Here is a 19,224-nt window from a genome sequence, read left to right as displayed (position 1 = left end):
GCGCCCGCCGGCTGACACACTGTCCGCGATCACCGCCGCGCGTCAACGGGCCGTTGCGCCACCACCACGGGCGGGCGGCGCGCGATGCCCCGCAAGGGTCTAGCCACGGCCGGGGCGCCCCGCTAAGGTCCGCGCGCGCGTGACCGCTGCCTGTCGGAGAGACCGAGATGATTCCCCGCTACACCCGCCCCGAAATGGCCCGCATCTGGGAGCCGGAGAACAAGTTCCGCATCTGGTTCGAGATCGAGGCCCACGCCTGCGACGCCCAGGCCGCCCTCGGGATCATCCCGAAGGAGGCGGCCGAGGCGGTGTGGACGCGCGGCAAATGGGAGATCGACCGGATCGACGCGATCGAGCGCGAGACCCGGCACGACGTCATCGCCTTTCTCACCAACCTGGCCGAGCACGTGGGTCCGGAGGCGCGCTTCGTCCACCAGGGCATGACCTCCTCCGACGTCCTCGACACCTGCCTGGCGGTGCAGCTGAAGCAGGCCGCCGACCTGCTGCTGGAGGACATGGACGCGCTGCTGGCGGTGATCAAGCGCCGCGCCGTGGAGCACAAGGACACCATCACCATCGGCCGCAGCCACGGCATCCACGCCGAGCCGACCACCTTCGGCCTCAAGCTGGCCGGGCACTACGCCGCCTTCGCCCGGGCCCGCGCCCGGCTCGTCCAGGCCCGCGAGGAGATCGCCACCTGCGCCATCTCCGGCGCCGTCGGCACCTTCGCCAACATCGACCCCCATGTGGAGGTGCACGTCGCCGAGAAGCTGGGGCTGCGGCCGGAGCCGGTGTCGACCCAGGTGATCCCGCGCGACCGCCACGCCTTCTTCTTCGCGGTGCTCGGGGTGATCGCGTCGTCGGTCGAGAACCTCGCCGTGGAGGTCCGCCACCTGCAGCGCACCGAGGTGCGCGAGGCGGAGGAGTACTTCCACCCCGGGCAGAAGGGCTCCTCGGCGATGCCCCACAAGCGCAACCCGGTGCTGACGGAGAACCTGACGGGGCTGGCGCGGCTGGTGCGGGCGGCCGTCGTCCCGGCGCTGGAGAACGTCGCGCTCTGGCACGAGCGCGACATCTCCCACTCCTCGGTGGAGCGCGGTATCGGTCCGGACGCCACCGTCACCCTCGACTTCGCCCTTGTGCGTCTCGCCGGCATGATGGACAAGCTGGTGGTCTACCCCGAGCGCATGAGGAAGAACCTGGAGGACCTGGGCGGCCTGGTGTTCTCGCAGCGCGTGCTGCTGGCGTTGACCCAGGCCGGCATGAGCCGCGAGGAGGCCTACCTCGCGGTGCAGCGCAACGCCATGAAGGTGTGGGCCGAGGGCGGCAACCTGCTCGACCACCTCGTCGCCGACGCGGAGGTGACCAGGCACATCTCGCGCGACGCGCTGGCGCCGATGTTCAACCTCGCCTACCACACCAAGCACGTGGACACGGTGTTCGGCCGGGTGTTCGGCGACTGACGGCGTTTTGCGGCCGCCGCCCCCTCCCGCCGAGGCGCGGAGACGCGGCGGCCGCCGAGTCGCGCCGCCTACTCCGCCTGCACCTGCGCGCGTGCGGTGGCCAGCAGGCTCTCCATCTCCTTCTCGACGCGGTGTTCCGAGATGTCGACGCCGCGGTCCCGGAGATCCCTCAGAAGGCGGTCGCGGATGTCGTGAGGGCCGATCGCCGCGATGTCGTCGTCAATGACCTGGCGTGCGTAGGCGTCCGCGTCGGCTCCGGCCAGCCCGAGCAGGTTCGCGGCCCACAGGCCGGCCAGCCTGTCGCGGCGCGCCCGGATGCGGAACAACAGCTCCTGGTCGTGCTGGTACTTGCTCTCGAAGGCTCTCTCGCGCTCATCGAAGGTCGTCATGACGAACCGGACTCCCTGGCTTGGTTTGCGCTCCCAGTGACACTTTATATAGCCGCAACGGCGCGAGACGACACCGGCGGCCGGCCGCTCGGCATGGCGAAGCCGGCGAGCGGCGGAATACCGGGAGAGGAGCGGAAAGGCAAGATTTCATGTGCAGCGTGATCATTCTGCGGCGCCCCCAATCGCCCTATCCCCTTGTTCTGGGGGCGAACCGTGACGAGATGGCCGACCGCCCCTGGCGGCCGCCGGGGCGCCACTGGCCGGACCGCCCGAACGTGGTCGCCGGGCTCGACGACTCCGCCGGCGGGTCATGGCTGGGCCTCAACGACGAGGGAGTCGCCGCCGCCGTCCTCAACCGCCGCGGCACCCTGGGCCCCGAGGCCGGCAAACGGTCGCGCGGCGAGCTGGTCCTGGAGGCGCTGGACCACGCCGACGCCGCCGAGGCGGCGCTGGCCCTGGGCCAGCTCGACACCCGGGCCTACCGCCCCTTCAACCTGCTGGTGGCCGACAACCGCGACGCCTTCGTCGCCGTCCACCGCGGCGACACCCCACGCCACCGCCCGGAGATCGTCACGCTGGGCACGGGGCTGCACATGCTGACCGCCGCCGACCCCGACGACGCCGAGGACCCACGGGTTCGCCTCTACCTCCCTCTCTTCCGCGCCGCGCCGCCGCCCGATCCGACGGTGCCCGATTGGGGCGGCTGGCCCGAGCTGCTGGGCAGCCGGATCTGGGAGGGCGACAGCCCGCGCGGGGCGATGGATTTCCAGCTGCCGACCGGATTCGGCACCTCGTCCAGCGCCCTGCTCGCCCTGCCATCGGCGGAGCGACCGGACCTCGCCCCGGTCTGGCACTTCGCGCCCGGACGTCCCCACGCGACCGCCTGGACGCCGGTGTCCCTGGCGTGACCGCGGCCCGCCGTGGTAGGATAACGGCCGCGCCGGACTCTTGCGGGCACGGGGGTGGCGGCGCCCGCCGCCGCCACCCGCCCTCCGCCGCCCCGCCGGGGCGGGCGGGCCACTTTCATTGTGTTCGCCGGTACGGCTTGCTATATCACTCTTCCGCACATTGACCGGATCGGCCTGCCCCAGGCCGATCCGCTGTAGTTTCGGACGACCACACATGAGCAGACGCCGGCGCATCTATGAAGGCAAGGCCAAGGTCCTTTTCGAAGGACCGGAGCCCGGCACATTGGTGCAGTACTTCAAGGACGACGCCACCGCGTTCAACAACCAGAAGAAAGGCGTCATCACCGGCAAGGGAGTGCTGAACAACCGCATTTCCGAATACCTGATGACGCGCCTGGGTGAGATCGGTGTGCCGACGCATTTCGTGCGCCGCCTCAACATGCGCGAGCAGTTGATCCGCGAGGTCGAGATCATCCCGATCGAGGTGGTGGTGCGCAACGTCGCGGCGGGCTCGCTGTCCAAGCGCTTCGGCATCGCCGAAGGCACGCCGCTGCCGCGCTCCATCGTCGAGTACCACTACAAGTCCGAGGAGCTGAACAACCCGATGGTGTCGGAGGAGCACATCACCGCCTTCGGCTGGGCCGCCCCCCAGGACCTCGACGACATGGTGGCGCTGAGCCTGCGGGTGAACGACTACCTCTCGGGCCTGTTCCTCGGCATCGGTCTGCGGCTGGTCGACTTCCGGCTGGAATTCGGCCGGCTGTGGGAAAACGACGAGATGCGCATCGTGCTGGCCGACGAGATCAGCCCCGACAATTGCCGCCTGTGGGACATCCGGACCAACGAGAAGCTGGACAAGGACCGCTTCCGCGAGGATCTGGGCAAGGTCGAGGAGGCCTATCAGGAGGTCGCCCGCCGCCTTGGCATCCTGCCCGAAGGCGGTCCGGTCGACGCCAAGGGCCCCAAGACGATCCAATGAGCTTGTTCAAGGAAAGCAGCGAACCCATGAAGGCCAAGGTCCACGTCACCCTGAAGCGCGGCGTACTCGACCCCCAGGGCAAGGCCATCGAGCACGCCCTGCACACCCTGGGCTTCTCCGGCGTCGACAACGTCCGCGCCGGAAAGGTCATCGAACTCGACCTCGCGGCGACCGACTCCGACGCCGCCCGCACCGAGGTGGAGGCCATGTGCAACAAGCTGCTGGCCAACACGGTGATCGAGGACTACGCCATCGAGCTGGTGGCGTGACCACGCCCACCGGCCGCGCGTGAGCGTCGACCGGCTCGCCGCCCTCGACCCGATCTTCGCCGAGTGCCTGCGCGTCGGCGGACCGGAGTTGCGCGCCTTCACCCGGCCGGCCGGGTTCCCCGGTCTCGTCCAGATCGTGCTGGAGCAGCAGCTTTCCACACGCGTGGCCCTGGCGCTGTGGGACAAGCTGCTGGACCACGTCGGCACGGTGGCGCCTGACACCCTGCTTGCCCTCGACGACGCGGCGCTGCGGTCCTGCGGCTTCTCGCGCCAGAAGATCGGCTACGTGCGCGGCCTCGCCGAAGCGGCGGACGGCGGCACGCTCGATCTCGCCGCAATCGACTCGATGGACGACGGCGCGGCGATCGCCGCGCTCTGCCGTCTCAAGGGGATCGGGCGCTGGAGCGCGGAGATCTACCTGATGGCGGCGCTGGGACGCCCCGACGTCTGGCCGGTCGACGATCTCGCCATCGCGCTCGGCGTGCAGCGCCTCAAGGGGTGGCCGGACCGGCCGCGCCGCGAGGCGCTGATGGCCGTGGCCGAGCCCTGGCGCCCCCACCGCACCCTGGCGGCGCGGCTGGTCTGGCACCATTACGTGGCCCTGCAGGAGCAACGTCGCGACGGCTGCCGGCGCTGACCGCCACGCCGCGAACCGCGCCGGGCCCGCCGGAGGTTCGCGTGGCCGGGCGAATAGCCGTCGGCGCAGGCACGCCCCCGCCCTTCCCCTGCCCTTCCCCTGCCCGAGCGCGCATGCCCCGGCATCTCCGTCGGACACCGGCGCAACCGCTGGTGACGGCGCGCTGGTGTTGCGGGATCCTCTCTCGGCGCGGCGCCGGAGAGCGCTGGGTGGACGGCCCCCTTCCCCTTGCCTTACGCCCCCCCAATCTCTAGTGTCCGCGCCATAGCGTCCCCTGGCTCGTGAGCGAATCCGCGCCCCATGAAGGCTGCCGTCATCCTGTTCCCCGGCTCCAACCGCGAACGCGACGCCGTCGCCGCGGTGGAGGCCTCCGCCGGAACCCGACCCTACGAGGTCTGGCACCGCGACACCGAACTGCCGGAGGTCGACCTGATCGTCGTCCCCGGCGGCTTTTCCTATGGCGATTACCTGCGCGCCGGCGCCATGGCGGCGCACTCGCCGATCATGCGCGAGGTCAAGGCGCGGGCCGAGCGGGGCGTGCGGGTGCTGGGCATCTGCAACGGCTTCCAGATCGTCACCGAGGCGGGGCTGCTGCCCGGCGCCCTGATGCGCAACGCCGGGCTGAGGTTCGTCTGCCGCACCGTCGCGCTGCGGGTCGAGAACACCGACAGCCCCTTCACCGGCCGGTACCGCAAGGGCCAGATCGTGCGCTACCCCGTGGCCCACCACGACGGCAACTACTGGGCCGACGCGGAGACGGTGAAGCGGCTCGAGGGCGAGGGGCGAGTCGCCTTCCGCTACGTCGGCGACGACGGGCAGGACGACCCGGTGTTCAACCCCAACGGTTCGGTGGCCGGCATCGCCGGCGTGTTCAACGAGGCGAGGACGGTGCTGGGCCTGATGCCCCACCCGGAGGACGCCGTGGCGCCGCTGCACGGCGGCCTGGACGGCAAGCCCCTGTTCGACGGTCTGGTGGAGGCCCTGTCGTGAGCGAACCAAAGGTCACGCCCGAGCTGGCGGCCGAGCATGGCATGACCGCCGAGGAGTACGCGCGCGCCCTGGAGATCCTGGGCCGCGAGCCGAGCTTCACCGAGCTCGGCATCATCTCGGTGATGTGGTCGGAGCACTGCTCCTACAAGTCGTCCAAGGTCTGGCTCACCACCCTGCCGACCACCGGGCCGCAGGTGATCTGCGGTCCCGGCGAGAACGCCGGCGTCGTCGACATCGGCGACGGCGACGCGGTCATCTTCAAGATGGAAAGCCACAACCACCCCTCCTTCATCGAGCCCTACCAGGGCGCGGCGACCGGGGTGGGCGGCATCCTGCGCGACGTCTTCACCATGGGCGCGCGGCCCATCGCGAACCTGAACGCCCTGCGCTTCGGCGCGCCCGACCATCCCAGGACCCGGCACCTGGTGTCGGGGGTGGTGGCCGGCATCGGCGGCTACGGCAACTGCGTCGGCGTGCCCACCGTGGGCGGCGAGACCAACTTCCACCCCGCCTACAACGGCAACATCCTGGTCAACGCCATGACCGTGGGCGTGGCCAAGACCGACCGGATCTTCTATTCGGCCGCCGCCGGCATCGGCAACCCGGTGGTCTATGTCGGCTCCAAGACGGGGCGCGACGGCATCCACGGCGCCACCATGGCCTCGGCCGAGTTCAGCGAGGATTCCGAGGAGAAGCGCCCGACCGTCCAGGTCGGCGACCCCTTCACCGAGAAGCTGCTGATCGAGGCGTGCCTGGAGCTGATGGCCACCGACACCATCGTCGCCATCCAGGACATGGGCGCGGCCGGCCTCACCTCCTCCTCGGTGGAGATGGCCGGCAAGGGCGGGCTGGGCATCGAGCTGGTGCTGGACGACGTGCCGGTGCGCGAGGAGGGGATGACCCCCTATGAGATCATGCTCTCCGAAAGCCAGGAGCGCATGCTGATCATCCTCAAGCCCGGCAGCGAGGACCAGGCCCGCGCGATCTTCGACAAGTGGGAGCTGGACTTCGCGGTGATCGGCACGCTGACCGACACCGGACGGCTGGCGATCCGCATGCACGGCCGGACCTGGTGCGACATGCCGATCGCGCCGGTCTCCAACGCCTCGCCCGTGTACGAGCGCCCGTGGGAGCCCACACCGCCGCGGCCCGAGCTGGACGCCGCGGTGCGGGTCCTGCCCGCCCGGCCGCTGGGCGACGTCCTGGAGACGCTGGTGGCGTGCCCCGACCAGGCCTCCAAGCGCTGGATCTGGGAGCAGTACGACAGCCTGGTCGGCGGCGACACCCGCTTCATGTCGGGCCAGGCCGATGCCAGCGTGGTCCGGCTGCCGGGCCAGGACAAGGCGGTGGCGGTGACCACCGACTGCACGCCGCGCTACTGCCTGGCCGACCCGGTGCGCGGCGGCGCCCAGGCGGTGGCCGAGGCGTGGCGCAACCTGACCGCGGTCGGCGCCCTGCCGCTGGCGGTCACCGACAACATGAACTTCGGCAACCCGGAGAAGCCGCGGATCATGGGCCAGTTCGTCGGCGCCATCCAGGGCATGGGAGAGGCCTGCCGGGCGCTGGACTTCCCGGTCGTGTCGGGCAACGTCAGCCTCTACAACGAGACCAACGGCGAGGCCATCCTGCCGACCCCGGCGATCGGCGCCGTCGGCCTGCTGCCCGACGCCATGATGGCGGTGGGCCTGGGCTTCCGCAACGAGGGCGACACGGTTCTCCTGGTCGGCGAGACCGCGGGGCACCTCGGCCAGTCGCTCTACCTGCGCGAGATCCTCGGCCGTGAGGACGGCCCGCCGCCGCCGGTGGACCTCGCGGCGGAGCGGCGCAACGGCGACCTGGTGCGCGGCCTGATCCGCGACGGCCTGGTGGTCGCCTGCCACGACGTGGCCGACGGCGGTCTGCTGGTGGCGGTGGCCGAAATGGCCATGGCCGGCGGAATCGGCGTCCAGCTCACCGGTCTGGATGGCGCCGACGCCGGCACCCTGTTCGGCGAGGACCAGGCACGCTATATCCTGGCGGTGCGGCCGGAGGACGCGGCGGCGGTCCACCAGCGGGCGGCCGCGGCCGGGGTGCCGTTGGCGGTGCTGGGCCACACCCGGGGCACGGCGCTGAGCGGCCGCGGCGAGGCGGAGTCGATCCCGGTGGAGCGCCTGCGGCGCGCCAACGAGGGCTGGCTGCCGGCGTACATGGCCGGCGAGGCCGCCAACTGATGGTGCGGCGCACCCGGTGACAAACGCCGCGGCGCTCCTACCTAATACGGTTAGGCCCGCACGGGCGGTTCAACCCAGGAACGGACGAGGACACGACCATGGCGATGGACGCCGCAGAGATCGAGAAGATGATCGTGGAAGGCATTCCGGACGCGGCGGTTCAAATCGAGGACCTGCGGGGCGACGGCGACCACTATGCCGCCCTCGTCACCTCCGCCACGTTCAAGGGCAAGTCCCGGGTGCAGCAGCACCAGATGGTCTACGCCGCCCTCCAGGGGAAGATGGGCGGCGACCTGCACGCCCTGGCGCTGACCACCGCCGTTCCCGAATCCGCGTGACCCGACACCATCCCCCGGCACCACCCCCCGGGCACCACCGGGGCATCAGAGGACTGAAGACATGGACCAGACCGTCGCCGACCGCATCCGCAGCGACATCGAAGGCAACGACGTCGTGCTCTACATGAAGGGTTCGCCGGTGTTCCCCCAGTGCGGCTTCTCCGCCGCCGTCGTCCAGGTGCTGAGCCAGGTCGGCGTGAAGTTCAAGGGCGTCGACATCCTCCAGGACCCCGGCCTGCGCCAGGGCCTGAAGGAGTTCTCCGACTGGCCGACCTTCCCGCAGCTCTACGTCAAGGGCGAGCTGGTGGGCGGCTGCGACATCATCCGCGAGATGTACGAGTCCGGGGAGTTGCAGCAGCACCTGACCACCAAGGGCGTCGCCCACGGCCAGGCCGCCTGACACCGGCCGCCGGCCGCGGCCGGCGCCCCGGGTCCACCGGACCGGCCCCGCCCGCCATGGGCGGGGCCGTTTTCATGCCGGCGCGCGGCGGGCCGCCGCCGCGCCGGCGGTGGCCAGGCGGGCGACGAGCACCAGCGCCAGGGCCGGCATCCACACCAGCGGACGCACCATCCACACCGCGTGAAGGATGGTGTGGTTGAGGAAGGCGAGATACCAGGCCACGGGCACCAGCAGCGACCCCAGCAGCACCAGGCTCTCGGCCCGCTCCCGCGGGGCCGACCGCGCCAGGGCCACCGCCAGCAGCGCCACCGCCAGCGCCGCGCCACCGACGATCACCGCCCGGCCGAGCGCCACCGAGCCGTGGGCGATGCGGAAGCTCTCATCGAGCAGGCGGAACACCATGAAGCGGACCGGCCGCAGCCATCCCTCCTCCACCGTGGCGAGATCGAACCCGGCGGCCTCCGCGCGCAGCCGGTCCCAGCGGCTGAAGCTGTAGAGGAAGCGGTCCGACAGGCGCACGTCGAGGGCGGCGGTCAGGACGGCCAGTTCATGGCCGCCGAACAGCGCCACCACCAGCGCGACCTTGACGGCCAGCGCGGTCACCACGCCGAGGCAGAACAGCGCCGCCGCGTGCGCCGCGCGGCGCAGCACCGCCGCGGCGTCGGGCGCGCCGCCCAGGGCCACCATGCCCAGCAGCAGCGCCAGCCCCAGGGGAATCCCGCCGGTGAGAAACTCGAACACCGCGGTCAGCACGCCGAAGCCGGTGGTCAGCGCCAGAAAGACCGGCCCCCGCGCACGCCCCAACGGCACCAGCAACCCGACGAGGAGGGCCGCGGCGATGACCCCGTCGGGCAGCCCGAAGGTGAAGTAGCGCCCGTAGACCGGCAGCCCGTAGAACAGCAGCAGGGCCACGGCGATCCCGGCGAAGGCGCGGTTGCGCGCACGCTCCGGCGCGTCCTCCGGGCCGCCGTCCCGGCGCCGCAGCCGCCATCCCGCCACCGCGACCACGGCCAGCAGAAGACCGTTGGCAAGGCCCCAGGTGATCCAGCCCAGCGCCGCCGGCGCCACATAGGCCGCCAGCACCCGGGCCACCGTGCGGTGGCCCAGCAGGTAGCGGTGGTAGGCATAGGTCTCCACCGCGGACAGGCCGTCGCCCTGCACGATCTCCATCAGGCGCTGGCAGGGCGGCCGCGGGATGCCGTTGTCGGGCGGCGGGTTGCGCAGCGGCGCCTCCACCGGCATCAGGTTGGTCACCGCCTCCGCCGCGGCGCCGGAATAGGGCAGCACGACGCTGGCCAGCACCCGGCAGTCGTTGCCCGAAAACGCCGGAATCGGGCGGTCGCCGCCGAACGGAAGCGCGATCGTCGCGGCGAAGCTGCCGTCATCCGCCGCGCTGCGCAGCCGCTCCAGAATGCGGTCGCGGTCCACCGCGGTGGAGGCCCAGCTCAGCGCGAAGAAGCATGCGGTGAACAGGACCGCCAGGAGCGCCCCCGCCGGGTAGAGGCGCAGGGCTTCGATGAGGTAGCGACGCATGGGACGACAACCGCCGGGGCCGGTGGGGGGAGGCGGCGGATGGTGCCATGCCCCCGGAAGCGCGGCAAGCGGCGGTCCCCGCGCGCGACCGGCGGGACCGCGGGCTCGCGCCCCAGCGGTTCGCGCCGCGCGCTCAGCGGTCGGGCGCGCTGGCCTCGGTTGGCGCCATCCCCAGGGCCCGCGCAACCACCTCGAGGAGCTCGGCCGGGCGCACCGGCTTCTGCAGGCACGCGACGGGGCCGAGCGGCCGGGCGCGGTCCAGCGTCGGCGGGTCCAGGGTGCCCGACACGAAGACGATGCGGGTGCCGTGGCGCCGCTGCAACTCCCCGGCCACCTCGATGCCGTCCATGCCGCCGGGCAGCCGGACGTCCACGAGCGCCAGGTCGGGCGGCGCCTGGGCGGCCACGGCCAAGGCCGTCGCCCCGGTCGCCGCCATGCCGGCGACGGTGTAGCCCGCATCCTCCAGCAGTTCGACCGTGTAAAGCGCGACCAGGGCCTCGTCTTCGACGACGAGGACGGGGCCGCCGGGCGGGTCACGCGTCATCGGGCACCGGGAACGTGAGACGGTAGGCGACGCCGTGCGGGGTCGGCAGCCGGGTCAGCGCGCCCTGGATCTGCACCGTCAGCGCCTGGATGAGCTTCAGACCGAGGCTGCCCGGGCGCTGCCCTCCCATGCCGCGGCCGTCGTCGGCGACCCGCACCTCGACCTCGGCGTCCCGGCGGCGGACCGACACGGTGATCTCGCCCCGCCCGTCGGGGAAGGCATGGCGCAGGCTGTTGGAGACGATCTCGTTGACGATCAGGCCCAGCGGGACGCCGAGCTGCAGCGACACCGCCGTCGGCTCCACGTCCATGGTCAGGGTGATGCCACCGGCGCCGGCCTGGGCGGTGGCGACCACGGCGCGGCACAGATCGCCGAGATAGGCGCCCAGGTCGAAGTGCGAAATGTCCTGGGACGTCTGCAGGATGCCGTAGGCCATGCCGATCGCATGGACACGCCCCTGCACCTCCTCCAGGGCGCGCCGCGCCGTCTCGTCACCGATGCGGTTGGCCTGCAGGCCGAGCAGGCTGGTGACGACGTAGAGGTTGTTCTTGACCCGGTGCTGAAGCTCGCGCAGCAGGACTTCCCGCTCGGTCAACGCCGCCTTCAGCGACTGGTCGATGCGCCGGCGGTGCACCACCGCGGCGATCAGATTGGCGAACCCCTGGAGGAAGTTGATCTCGTGGCTGGTGAACACCTGGCGCCGGGTGGTCACCACCTCCAGCACGCCGTAGACCTCTGACTGGATGATGATCGGCACGTTGACCACCGACACCACGCCGTAGGCACGGAACAGCGGTGTCGGGTTGAAACGGCCGTCCTCGACGATGTCCTCGGTGACCACCGGCTCCCGGCTCAGCACGGCCAGCCCGGGCGGGTGGTCGCGCGTGGCGGGGGCCCTGACGCTGCCCACCACGCCGGGCTTCCAGCCCACGCCGGCGCAGATCAGCAGGTCGCAGGCGTCCTCGCGATACTCCAGGACCTTGGCGTAGGGCACGCGCAGACCGTGTGCCACCTGGCTGCAGGCCTCATGGAGCAGGGCGTCGAGGTCCGATTCCCACAGCGCATACTTGCCGAATTCGGCGAGCGCCTGGAGGCGTCGCATCGTGGTGTCGGAGGACGATGGCGTCATCTCCGATGGCGTCTTGGGCTGAACATCCACGATCCGTCACCGGGCCAGCGAAACAATGTCTGATGAACTGCAAGTACACTGTTGACGAAGCTAGTGCAACTCCGCAGCAATTCCAGGGACGGTGAAGGACTATTTCCGGGTGCGAATACGCTGTTCGGCATAGCTCTTCCGCGGGGCGCGGACGGTTCGGCGGGCCGGCCGGCGCAGACATGCCGCCCGCGCAGTGCCGGCATGCCCGCGCGGGCATCGCGGGCCCAGCCCCACCATGTTACTCGCAGGCTCAGCCTCACCAAGACAAAGGGCCGCAATGCCCAACGACGCCCCCTCGCCCGCTGCCGGCGCCCCCGCCTCCGCCCTGGGCCTCGCCGCGGCGGTCGGCGCCTTTTCGTTGTGGGGCTTGGCTCCGGTCTACTTCAAGATGGTCGCCGACGTCGGTCCGGTGGAGATCGTCGCCCACCGCATCGTCTGGACGGTGGTGCTGATGGCGGCCATCGTCCTCGCCCTGAAGGGCCCGGCCGGAATCGCCCGGGCCGTGGGCAGCTGGAAACGCCTGGGGATCTTCCTGGTGACGACGCTGCTCATCACCGGCAACTGGACCATCTTCATCCACGCCATCATCTCCGGGAAGCTCGTCCAGGCCAGCCTCGGCTACTACATCAACCCGCTGGTCAACGTGGTTCTTGGCGTCGTCTTCCTGCAGGAACGCCTGACCCGCCGGCAATGCGGCGCCGTCGTGCTCGCCGCCGCCGGCGTGGCCAGCCTGGTGGTGTCCTATGGCGTGATGCCGTGGATCGCCCTGTCGCTGGCGCTGTCCTTCGGCTTCTACGCCCTGGTGCGCAAGAAGGCGGCGATCGACCCGCTGGTCGGGCTGCTGGTGGAGACCGCCCTCCTCGCGCCGCTGGCCGCGGGCTATCTGGTGTGGCTCGGCGGGGACGGCGCCTTCGCCACCGGCGCCGGGGCCGGCCACGACGTGCTGCTGCTGCTGGCCGGCCCGGTCACCGCCATTCCCCTGGTGCTCTTCATGGTGGGAGCGGCGCGGCTCAAGCTGGCCACCATCGGCCTGCTGCAGTACATCGCACCCACCGGCCAACTGCTGCTGGGGGTGTTGGCCTATGGCGAACGCTTCACCTCCGCCCATGGCGTGGCCTTCGGCTGCATCTGGGTGGCGCTTGCCCTCTATTCGAGCGACGCCATCGCCGGCCACCGCGCGTCGCGCCGCGCCGCCGCCGCGGCCGCCGCGGCCGCCGCCGGGACCGGACGCTGACCCGCCCAGCGCCCGGCCCCGCCGTCAGCGCCGGGGGGCCAGCCCGCGGGCCAGGGTATGGGCAAGGCTGCGGGCAACGGCGCACACCCGTTCCGGGTCGCGGGCGAACACGACGCGCTCCATGAAGCCCAACGCGAACGACAGCGACGCCAAACCGGCGGCGAGGTTGGCCAGATCGGCGTCGGCCGCGATCAGGCCGCGCCCCCGCAGACCCTCCAGCCGCGACAGCATGCAGGGGATGCGGGCCTGCGCCAGGGTCCGGCCCATCTGCTCGGCCACCTCGGCGTCGACCAGGGCGCGGTCGAGCACCACCTTGCTGAGGTCGCGGCAGTTCCAGGTGTGTTCGGCCTGCAGTTCGAGGAACGCCAGGATCTCCGCTTCGAGATCGTCGCCCGGCGGCGGCAGCGTGCAGCCGCGGCCCTCCTCGTCCCCGAACCGCTCGACGACCGCCAGCAGCAGTCCCGCCTTGCCGCCGAAATAGCGCTGGATCAGCTGCTCGTTCGCCCCGGCGCTGGCGGCGATCTCGCGCGTCGTCGCGGCATCGAAGCCGCGCTCGGCGAACACCACCTTGGCGGCGTCCATCAGCGCTTCCGTCGTCGCCTCCCGGCTGCGGCGGCGCGCTGTCGATGCTTCCGTCCCGATCTTGTCCACTGCCGCCCTGTCCCCGTCCGCACGGCGGTCCCGCCGCCGGACCTTCCTTGCTCTGGCCACGCCATACTAGGGACGCCGCATCCCCCTTGACAAGGCCGGCCGGCCGAATAAGTATGCAATCACATACATACTTGTCTGGCCCTTCCAGCCGCCCGACCGCCTTCCCGAAACGCCCTCTTCGAGGCCGACATGACCCAGCCAGACCTGTTCACGCCGCTGCGCCTCGGCGCGCTCGACCTGCCCAACCGCGTCGTCATGGCGCCGATGACCCGCAGCCGCGCCGGCGCCGGCAACGCGCCGACCGCCACCATGGCGCAGCACTACGCCCAGCGCGCCTCCGCCGGCCTCATCATCACCGAGGCGACCCAGGTGTCGGAGGATGGCCAGGGCTATCCCAGCACCCCGGGCATCCACAGCGACGCCCAGGTCGCGGGATGGCGCGCCGTGACGGACGCGGTGCACGCCCGCGGCGGCCGGATCGCGGTGCAGCTCTGGCACGTCGGGCGCATTTCCCACCCCATGTTCCAGCCCGGCGGCCAGGCGCCGGTCGCCCCCTCGGCCATCGCCGCCCGGGGCGAGCTGTTCACCGGGGCCGGCATGATGCCGTTCCCCGTCCCGCGGGCCTTGGAGACGGAGGAGATTCCACGCCTCGTCCAGGCCTTCGCCACGGCGGCCCGGCGCGCCGTCGAGGAGGCCGGATTCGACGCGGTCGAGGTGCACGGCGCCAACGGGTACCTGATCGACCAGTTCCTGCGGGACGGCACGAACCGGCGCACCGACCGCTACGGCGGCTCCGTCCAAAACCGCACCCGCTTCCTGCTGGAGGTGACCGAGGCGGTGTGCGAGGCCGTCGGCGGACGGCGCACCGGCGTGCGCCTCTCGCCCAACGGAACCTTCAACGACATGGGCGATTCCGACCCCGCCGCGCTGTTCGGCCACGCCGCATCGGCCCTCGACGGGTTCGGCCTCGCCTACCTGCACGTGATCGAAGGGGTGGACGGGCCGATGGCTCCGCCGGACGGGGCGGAGCGGGTGGCGCCGCTGCTGCGCCGCTGCTTCCATGGCCCGCTCCTGATCAACGGCGGGTTCGACCGCGCCACCGCCGACCGCTGGCTGGCCGACGGCGCGGCCGACGCCGTCAGCTTCGGCGTGCCGTTCATCGCCAACCCCGACCTGCCGGACCGGCTGCGCGCCGGGGTGCCCCTGGCCGAGGCCGACCGCGCCACGTTCTACGGCGGCGACGAGCGCGGCTACATCGACTACCCCGCGGCGGCGGAGGCCGCGTAGCCGCGGCTGGCGCCCCTACGGCAACCCGCTGCCGCCCCCGCCCAGGCCGCCGCCACTCAGGCCGCCGCCTCCCAGGCCGCCGCTGCCACCGGCGCCGCTGCCGGCACCGGGGAGCGCGGGGCGCGGCGACGGGCCGACCGGGGGCGGCTCCAGCGCCTGCTCCATCGGGCTGTCGATCGCATCGTCCAGGGGCGATCCGCTGCCGGGCCGGTTGGGGATGCCCTCGCGCACGCCGGCGCCCACCGCATCGGGCGGCGGCGTCGCCGAGGAGCGGGCCGCCGGCTCGACCAGGGGGCGTTCCGCCACCCCGGCGCCGCCTCCGCCGTCGCCGGCCCGCGCCACGCCGCGTGCCACCTCCAGATGCTGGCGGCACGCCGCGGTGTCCCCCTGCCCGGCCGCCGCCTGGGCGGCGCGGACCGCGTCGGCCGCCCGCCGGCGTTGCCGGTCGGAGAGTTCGGCGGCCGGCGGCGCGGCGCCCTCCCCGGCGGGGCCCCCGCCCCGGAGCCCTTCACCGATGGCCGAGGGCCGGGTGATGCCCCCGACAGCCTCCGGCCGGCGCTCGATCGGCTGATCGAGAAGGGGCGATGGTGGTGCCGGTGCCCGCGCCCGCGCGTCGAGCACCTCGTCCCGGAAGGCCGCGGCGAGATCGCCGCACGCCGTCGCCGCGTCCTCCTGCGCCGCCACCGCGACGGCGGCGCTCGGCAGCAGCGCGCCGCCAAGCAGCAGGACTCGCAGGACCCGCCCGCCCCTCATTGGCGCGGTTCCCCGTCCACGGGACGGTCATGATAGACGCCGGAGGCGCCCTCCTCGCCCACCGGACGCTGGCCGGGCGCGTCCGTCGCGGCGTTGCGCTCGCGCAGGGCACGCGCGGCGTCGGAGAGCGCGCCGTCCGGCGGCGCCGCCCGCGCCGGGCGGCGTGGCCCCGCGGCGGCGGCGGCCGCGGGGTCCGGGGGCTCGGCCGCCATCGCGCCGGACCCCGGCTGCAGCGCCCCTCCCGCCTCCTGCGCCGGGCGGCGCAGCAGGTCGAGCGCGCGGTCGACGGACTGGTCCTTGAGAAGCGAGACGGCCAGCAGCGCGCCGCCACCCGCGACGCCCTCGGCGTAGGCCTCCGCCTCGTCCTGGGGCACCCCCCAGCCGGCCAGGCGCGGCACCAGCTCGCCATGCCCGCTGCCGGCGCCGTACCCGGAATGGGCCAGCACCTCGATGTCGGCGTCGGCGATTCCCGCGCCACGCAGGTCGTGGCGGGCCGCTTCGGCGTCGGACACCCGGTCGTAGAGTGCGACGATGGTCTTGCGAGCCATGATTCTCCTCCCGGCGCAGGCGCCTATTGAATGAAGACCCAGACAAGGAGAAGGACGACCACCACCGCCAGCGCGGCGAGGGCCTTGGGCATCTGCGCCCGTGTCGTTCCCGCCCCTTCGTACACGCCGATCCTGCGCGGGCCGCCGCGGTAGGCTCCCTGGTTGCCGCCGATCGCGTCGCTGTGGTCGATGGCCATCGCTCGCCCTCCCCTGGGGTTCGGTTGCCTTGCGACAACAGGGGCGCGCGCAAGGGGGTTCCTGAATGGGCCATGTGGCCCCGGGCGCATCGCCCTACCCCCTGGCGCACAAAAAAAGGCCGCTCCCACGGGAGCGGCCCTCTTCGGAAGCCGCCCCCCTCGGGAACGGCCGATGCGCGGGTTCGACGCGCCGGTCAGCGCGAGTAGAACTCGATCACCAGGTTCGGTTCCATCTGCACGGGGTACGGCACGTCGGCGAGCAGCGGGGCGCGCACGAAACGGCCCTTGAGGGCGCCGGTGTCGACCTCGAGGTAGTCGGGGATGTCGCGCTCCTGGGAGGTGGAGGCCTCCATGATCAGCGCCATCTGCTTGGCCTTGCCGCGGACCTCGATGGTGTCGTTGTCCTTGATGCGGGCCGAGGCGATGTTGAGGCGGCGGCCGTTCACCAGGATGTGGCCGTGGTTGATGATCTGGCGCGCCGCGAACGGGGTGGGCGCGAACTTCATGCGGTAGACCACGGCGTCGAGGCGGCGCTCCAGCAGACCGACCAGGTTCTCGCCGGTGTCGCCCTTGCGGCGCACGGCCTCGGCGTAGATCTTGCGGAACTGCTTCTCGCTGATGTTGGCGTAGTAGCCCTTCAGCTTCTGCTTCGCCATGAGCTGCAGACCGTAGTCCGACGGCTTCTTGCGGCGCTGGCCATGCTGGCCGGGGCCATACTCACGACGGTTGACCGGGCTCTTGGGGCGGCCCCAGAGGTTGACGCCGAGACGGCGGTCGATCTTGTACTTGGACTCTTGACGCTTGCTCATCTTGTCCTCGGTGGAACACGAGTTGGTTTTGTCCCGGTAGTTCCGTCGCCGCCCCGCGAAAGGGGTGGCGCGGACGGGGCGTGATGAAGGCTCGCCCGCATTCCCGGAAGTGGAGGCGCGCACTATACGCAGGCGCGTCGGAAAGTCAAACCGGAAGCCCGGCGCCGGTGTCAATGCTCGAAATGGAGACGCAGCACCTGCACCGCGCCCAGCGGCCCCGCCTCGACGGCGGTCTCCAGCCGGTCGACCATGCGGCCGAGCAGGAAGCTGCCGAGGCGCAGCACCGCCTCCCCCGCCGCCCGTTCGCCGGGGGCGGTCATGGCCTCGTGGCCGGGCGGCGCGGCCGCGGGGACGACCGGCGCGCCCTCGTAGCGGATCTGCGCCGCGACGCTGTAGTCGTCGAAGGCCACCCGCAGCGTCACGGCGGAGCCGGGCTGCGCGAGCTGGTGGACGAGGTCCAGGGCCTCGGCGATGGCCATCTCGACCCGCGTCCACACGTCGCGCCGGGCGCCCCAGGCCGCCCCCTGCCGTTCGAGCGCCGCGACCAGCCGCGCCGTGCCCTCGGCCCCCGCCGCGCTGGACAGGTCCACCCGGCGGTGCACGCCGATGCGGAACAGCAGGTTGAGCGCGACCGCCGCGGTGATCGCCAGCACCAGGGAGGAGCTGACCAGCGGCTGCAAGACCACCGGCACCGCGTCGACGACGCCGGGAAACATGTCGCGGCTGAGGCCGAGGATCAGCGGCACGCCGATGACGAAGACCTTGCGGGCGTCGAGCATGCGCGCGAAGACGACCTGGAACCCGTTGACGATGATGAAGCAGCCGGAGAACACCAGGCTGGCCCCCATCACCGGCTGGGGCATTGCCGCCAGCAGTTCCAGAACCGGGGGCAGGAAGGCGAGCGCGATCATCAGGACGCCCAGCGCCACACCGACCACCCGGGCGGTGATGCCGGTCGCCACCGCCAGGCCGACGCTGCCGGAGAAGGTGTTCTGGCCGACCGTGCCGACCGCCCCGGCCAGGACGGTGCCGATGCCGTCGACCAGGACGCCACGGCGGATCGACGCGATGTCCGGGTGCTGCCATGCCGCGTCGTTGACCTTCTGGCAGGTGGTGACGTCGCCGATCGCCCGAAGCGCGCAGGCCAGCGCCCCCACCGCGAAGGGCAGCGCCAGCTCCAGGCTGAAGGCCGGCAGGCCGACGTCGGGCATCGGCAGGCGCAGCAGCGGCTGGCGCAGGGCCGCTGCGATGCGGTCGAGGTCGAGCCAGCCCAGCGGAGCCGCCAGGGCGTAGCCCACGGCCAGCCCGACCAGGGCGCAGAACAGGCGGATGCGGCCCTTGGACCAGACGTTGAGGCCGACCATGACGGCCAGCGCGACGCCGCCGACGATCAGCCGCTCGGCACCGGTCCCCTGCGCCGCCGCGGACCCGATCCCGAACATCAGCCGCACCCCGAGGGTGCCGAGCACGATGCCGATCATCGCGACGGCGAAGCCGGCGACCTCCGGCGGCAGGTATGGGCGCAGGCGGTGCAGCACCCGCGACAGCGCGATCTCGACCAGGCCGGCGAAGATGGTCATCCCGAACACCAGGGGCAGACCGCCGGCGCGCGCCGCCACGAGGCTCGCCGGCAGGTAGGCGGCGGTGAACACGGCCGGCAGCAGGAACCCCGACCCCAGGGGCCCGGCGCGCGTGCATTGCAGCAGGGTGGCGACCCCCAGGACCACCATCGACACCGCCAGGGTGTCGCGGATGCGGTCCGGCGAGGCGCCCGCGGCGGTCAGCACCAGCAGCGGGAACACCACGCCGATGCTGGTGACGATGGCTGCGTGCTGCACCGCGCTCAGCAGCGTCACGACGAGGGGCGGCCGCTCATCAAGCGCGTAGAGCAGGTCGGGTGGACGGGCCATTGCTCTTCCTGGCGGC

The 19,224-nt window shown here is 72.2% G+C and carries 21 protein-coding genes; 11 read left to right on the top strand and 10 right to left on the bottom strand.

The genetic code is table 11. The features are described 5' to 3' along the window. The first annotated feature begins 167 nt into the window (after positions 1–167). Positions 168–1,463 carry an adenylosuccinate lyase gene (gene purB, locus AC6H2I_RS05540; RefSeq protein WP_497499584.1) on the top strand — a complete coding sequence of 432 codons (1,296 nt, stop codon included), beginning with the start codon at positions 168–170 and terminating at the stop codon, positions 1,461–1,463. Between the two features lie 68 nt (positions 1,464–1,531). Here purB and AC6H2I_RS05535 read toward each other — a convergent pair whose 3' ends face one another. Continuing rightward, positions 1,532–1,852: a DUF1476 domain-containing protein gene (locus AC6H2I_RS05535; protein WP_497499583.1), complete on the bottom strand. Its 321-nt coding sequence runs from the start codon at positions 1,850–1,852 to the stop codon at positions 1,532–1,534. Between the two features lie 149 nt (positions 1,853–2,001). On the opposite strand from AC6H2I_RS05535, the gene AC6H2I_RS05530 reads away from it, so the two are divergent. The 8 genes from AC6H2I_RS05530 to grxD all read left to right on the top strand — a co-directional run bounded on the left by AC6H2I_RS05530 (position 2,002) and on the right by grxD (position 8,583). Beyond that, positions 2,002–2,760: an NRDE family protein gene (locus tag AC6H2I_RS05530; RefSeq protein WP_497499582.1), complete on the top strand. Its 759-nt coding sequence runs from the start codon at positions 2,002–2,004 to the stop codon at positions 2,758–2,760. Between the two features lie 214 nt (positions 2,761–2,974). After that, entirely contained in the window at positions 2,975–3,739 is a 765-nt protein-coding gene (purC, locus tag AC6H2I_RS05525) for a phosphoribosylaminoimidazolesuccinocarboxamide synthase (RefSeq protein WP_497499581.1), read from the top strand. 26 nt (positions 3,740–3,765) lie between these two features. Then, entirely contained in the window at positions 3,766–4,008 is a 243-nt protein-coding gene (gene purS, locus AC6H2I_RS05520; RefSeq protein WP_497499748.1) for a phosphoribosylformylglycinamidine synthase subunit PurS, read from the top strand. Positions 4,009–4,027: 19 nt separating this feature from the next. Then, positions 4,028–4,645 carry a DNA-3-methyladenine glycosylase family protein gene (locus AC6H2I_RS05515; protein WP_497499580.1) on the top strand — a complete coding sequence of 206 codons (618 nt, stop codon included), beginning with the start codon at positions 4,028–4,030 and terminating at the stop codon, positions 4,643–4,645. Between the two features lie 300 nt (positions 4,646–4,945). Continuing rightward, positions 4,946–5,635, top strand: coding sequence for a phosphoribosylformylglycinamidine synthase subunit PurQ (gene purQ, locus AC6H2I_RS05510; RefSeq protein WP_497499579.1), 690 nt, complete (start codon positions 4,946–4,948; stop codon positions 5,633–5,635). Between the two features lie 41 nt (positions 5,636–5,676). Next, positions 5,677–7,845 carry a phosphoribosylformylglycinamidine synthase subunit PurL gene (gene purL, locus AC6H2I_RS05505; protein ID WP_497499747.1) on the top strand — a complete coding sequence of 723 codons (2,169 nt, stop codon included), beginning with the start codon at positions 5,677–5,679 and terminating at the stop codon, positions 7,843–7,845. Positions 7,846–7,943: 98 nt separating this feature from the next. Continuing rightward, the gene (locus tag AC6H2I_RS05500; RefSeq protein WP_497499578.1) at positions 7,944–8,183 is read left to right on the top strand and encodes a BolA family protein; all 240 of its coding nucleotides are present in this window, start codon (positions 7,944–7,946) and stop codon (positions 8,181–8,183) included. A 61-nt stretch (positions 8,184–8,244) separates the two neighbouring features. Beyond that, positions 8,245–8,583 (top strand): Grx4 family monothiol glutaredoxin, encoded by a 339-nt coding sequence (gene grxD, locus AC6H2I_RS05495; protein ID WP_497499577.1) that lies wholly within the window; start codon positions 8,245–8,247, stop codon positions 8,581–8,583. A gap of 72 nt (positions 8,584–8,655) precedes the next feature. Here the strand turns inward: grxD and AC6H2I_RS05490 are convergent, their stop codons facing one another. From AC6H2I_RS05490 to AC6H2I_RS05480, 3 genes are all read right to left on the bottom strand, one after another. Beyond that, positions 8,656–10,116: a hypothetical protein gene (locus AC6H2I_RS05490; RefSeq protein WP_497499576.1), complete on the bottom strand. Its 1,461-nt coding sequence runs from the start codon at positions 10,114–10,116 to the stop codon at positions 8,656–8,658. A gap of 133 nt (positions 10,117–10,249) precedes the next feature. Continuing rightward, positions 10,250–10,660, bottom strand: a complete 411-nt coding sequence (locus AC6H2I_RS05485) for a response regulator (RefSeq protein ID WP_497499575.1) — start codon at positions 10,658–10,660, stop codon at positions 10,250–10,252. Then, positions 10,650–11,789, bottom strand: coding sequence for a sensor histidine kinase (locus AC6H2I_RS05480; protein WP_497499574.1), 1,140 nt, complete (start codon positions 11,787–11,789; stop codon positions 10,650–10,652). Before AC6H2I_RS05480 ends, AC6H2I_RS05485 begins: the two co-directional genes overlap by 11 nt. A 307-nt stretch (positions 11,790–12,096) precedes the next feature. On the opposite strand from AC6H2I_RS05480, the gene rarD reads away from it, so the two are divergent. Next, the gene (gene rarD, locus AC6H2I_RS05475; protein WP_497499573.1) at positions 12,097–13,053 is read left to right on the top strand and encodes an EamA family transporter RarD; all 957 of its coding nucleotides are present in this window, start codon (positions 12,097–12,099) and stop codon (positions 13,051–13,053) included. A 24-nt stretch (positions 13,054–13,077) separates the two neighbouring features. On the opposite strand, the gene AC6H2I_RS05470 is transcribed toward rarD, so the two are convergent. Further along, entirely contained in the window at positions 13,078–13,635 is a 558-nt protein-coding gene (locus AC6H2I_RS05470; RefSeq protein ID WP_497499572.1) for a TetR/AcrR family transcriptional regulator, read from the bottom strand. 258 nt (positions 13,636–13,893) lie between these two features. Between AC6H2I_RS05470 and AC6H2I_RS05465 the strand changes: the two genes are divergently transcribed. Next, the gene (locus tag AC6H2I_RS05465; RefSeq protein ID WP_497499571.1) at positions 13,894–14,991 is read left to right on the top strand and encodes an alkene reductase; all 1,098 of its coding nucleotides are present in this window, start codon (positions 13,894–13,896) and stop codon (positions 14,989–14,991) included. Positions 14,992–15,006: 15 nt separating this feature from the next. Here AC6H2I_RS05465 and AC6H2I_RS05460 read toward each other — a convergent pair whose 3' ends face one another. The 5 genes from AC6H2I_RS05460 to AC6H2I_RS05440 form a co-directional block, all read right to left on the bottom strand. After that, positions 15,007–15,744: a hypothetical protein gene (locus AC6H2I_RS05460; RefSeq protein ID WP_497499570.1), complete on the bottom strand. Its 738-nt coding sequence runs from the start codon at positions 15,742–15,744 to the stop codon at positions 15,007–15,009. Next, entirely contained in the window at positions 15,741–16,292 is a 552-nt protein-coding gene (locus tag AC6H2I_RS05455; RefSeq protein ID WP_497499569.1) for a hypothetical protein, read from the bottom strand. Before AC6H2I_RS05455 ends, AC6H2I_RS05460 begins: the two co-directional genes overlap by 4 nt. Positions 16,293–16,315: 23 nt before the next feature. Further along, positions 16,316–16,489 (bottom strand): hypothetical protein, encoded by a 174-nt coding sequence (locus AC6H2I_RS05450; RefSeq protein WP_497499568.1) that lies wholly within the window; start codon positions 16,487–16,489, stop codon positions 16,316–16,318. 194 nt (positions 16,490–16,683) lie between these two features. Further along, positions 16,684–17,298, bottom strand: a complete 615-nt coding sequence (rpsD, locus tag AC6H2I_RS05445) for a 30S ribosomal protein S4 (RefSeq protein ID WP_497499567.1) — start codon at positions 17,296–17,298, stop codon at positions 16,684–16,686. 170 nt (positions 17,299–17,468) lie between these two features. Further along, entirely contained in the window at positions 17,469–19,208 is a 1,740-nt protein-coding gene (locus tag AC6H2I_RS05440) for a uracil-xanthine permease family protein (RefSeq protein WP_497499566.1), read from the bottom strand. Positions 19,209–19,224 lie beyond the last annotated feature (16 nt).

This window comes from Azospirillum sp. NS33 (assembly GCF_059703765.1).
The sequence above is the reverse complement of the archived record's forward strand: the minus strand, read 5'-3'. Positions and strand labels throughout refer to the sequence as shown.

Coding starts and splice junctions, on each gene's coding strand:
- purB (WP_497499584.1), top strand. CDS start 168: ATGATTCCCCGCTACACCCGCCCCGAAATGGCCCGCATCTGGGAGCCG.
- AC6H2I_RS05535 (WP_497499583.1), bottom strand. CDS start 1,852: ATGACGACCTTCGATGAGCGCGAGAGAGCCTTCGAGAGCAAGTACCAG.
- AC6H2I_RS05530 (WP_497499582.1), top strand. CDS start 2,002: ATGTGCAGCGTGATCATTCTGCGGCGCCCCCAATCGCCCTATCCCCTT.
- purC (WP_497499581.1), top strand. CDS start 2,975: ATGAGCAGACGCCGGCGCATCTATGAAGGCAAGGCCAAGGTCCTTTTC.
- purS (WP_497499748.1), top strand. CDS start 3,766: ATGAAGGCCAAGGTCCACGTCACCCTGAAGCGCGGCGTACTCGACCCC.
- purQ (WP_497499579.1), top strand. CDS start 4,946: ATGAAGGCTGCCGTCATCCTGTTCCCCGGCTCCAACCGCGAACGCGAC.
- purL (WP_497499747.1), top strand. CDS start 5,677: ATGACCGCCGAGGAGTACGCGCGCGCCCTGGAGATCCTGGGCCGCGAG.
- AC6H2I_RS05500 (WP_497499578.1), top strand. CDS start 7,944: ATGGCGATGGACGCCGCAGAGATCGAGAAGATGATCGTGGAAGGCATT.
- grxD (WP_497499577.1), top strand. CDS start 8,245: ATGGACCAGACCGTCGCCGACCGCATCCGCAGCGACATCGAAGGCAAC.
- AC6H2I_RS05490 (WP_497499576.1), bottom strand. CDS start 10,116: ATGCGTCGCTACCTCATCGAAGCCCTGCGCCTCTACCCGGCGGGGGCG.
- AC6H2I_RS05485 (WP_497499575.1), bottom strand. CDS start 10,660: ATGACGCGTGACCCGCCCGGCGGCCCCGTCCTCGTCGTCGAAGACGAG.
- AC6H2I_RS05480 (WP_497499574.1), bottom strand. CDS start 11,789: ATGACGCCATCGTCCTCCGACACCACGATGCGACGCCTCCAGGCGCTC.
- rarD (WP_497499573.1), top strand. CDS start 12,097: ATGCCCAACGACGCCCCCTCGCCCGCTGCCGGCGCCCCCGCCTCCGCC.
- AC6H2I_RS05470 (WP_497499572.1), bottom strand. CDS start 13,635: ATGGACGCCGCCAAGGTGGTGTTCGCCGAGCGCGGCTTCGATGCCGCG.
- AC6H2I_RS05465 (WP_497499571.1), top strand. CDS start 13,894: ATGACCCAGCCAGACCTGTTCACGCCGCTGCGCCTCGGCGCGCTCGAC.
- AC6H2I_RS05460 (WP_497499570.1), bottom strand. CDS start 15,744: ATGAGGGGCGGGCGGGTCCTGCGAGTCCTGCTGCTTGGCGGCGCGCTG.
- AC6H2I_RS05455 (WP_497499569.1), bottom strand. CDS start 16,292: ATGGCTCGCAAGACCATCGTCGCACTCTACGACCGGGTGTCCGACGCC.
- AC6H2I_RS05450 (WP_497499568.1), bottom strand. CDS start 16,489: ATGGCCATCGACCACAGCGACGCGATCGGCGGCAACCAGGGAGCCTAC.
- rpsD (WP_497499567.1), bottom strand. CDS start 17,298: ATGAGCAAGCGTCAAGAGTCCAAGTACAAGATCGACCGCCGTCTCGGC.
- AC6H2I_RS05440 (WP_497499566.1), bottom strand. CDS start 19,208: ATGGCCCGTCCACCCGACCTGCTCTACGCGCTTGATGAGCGGCCGCCC.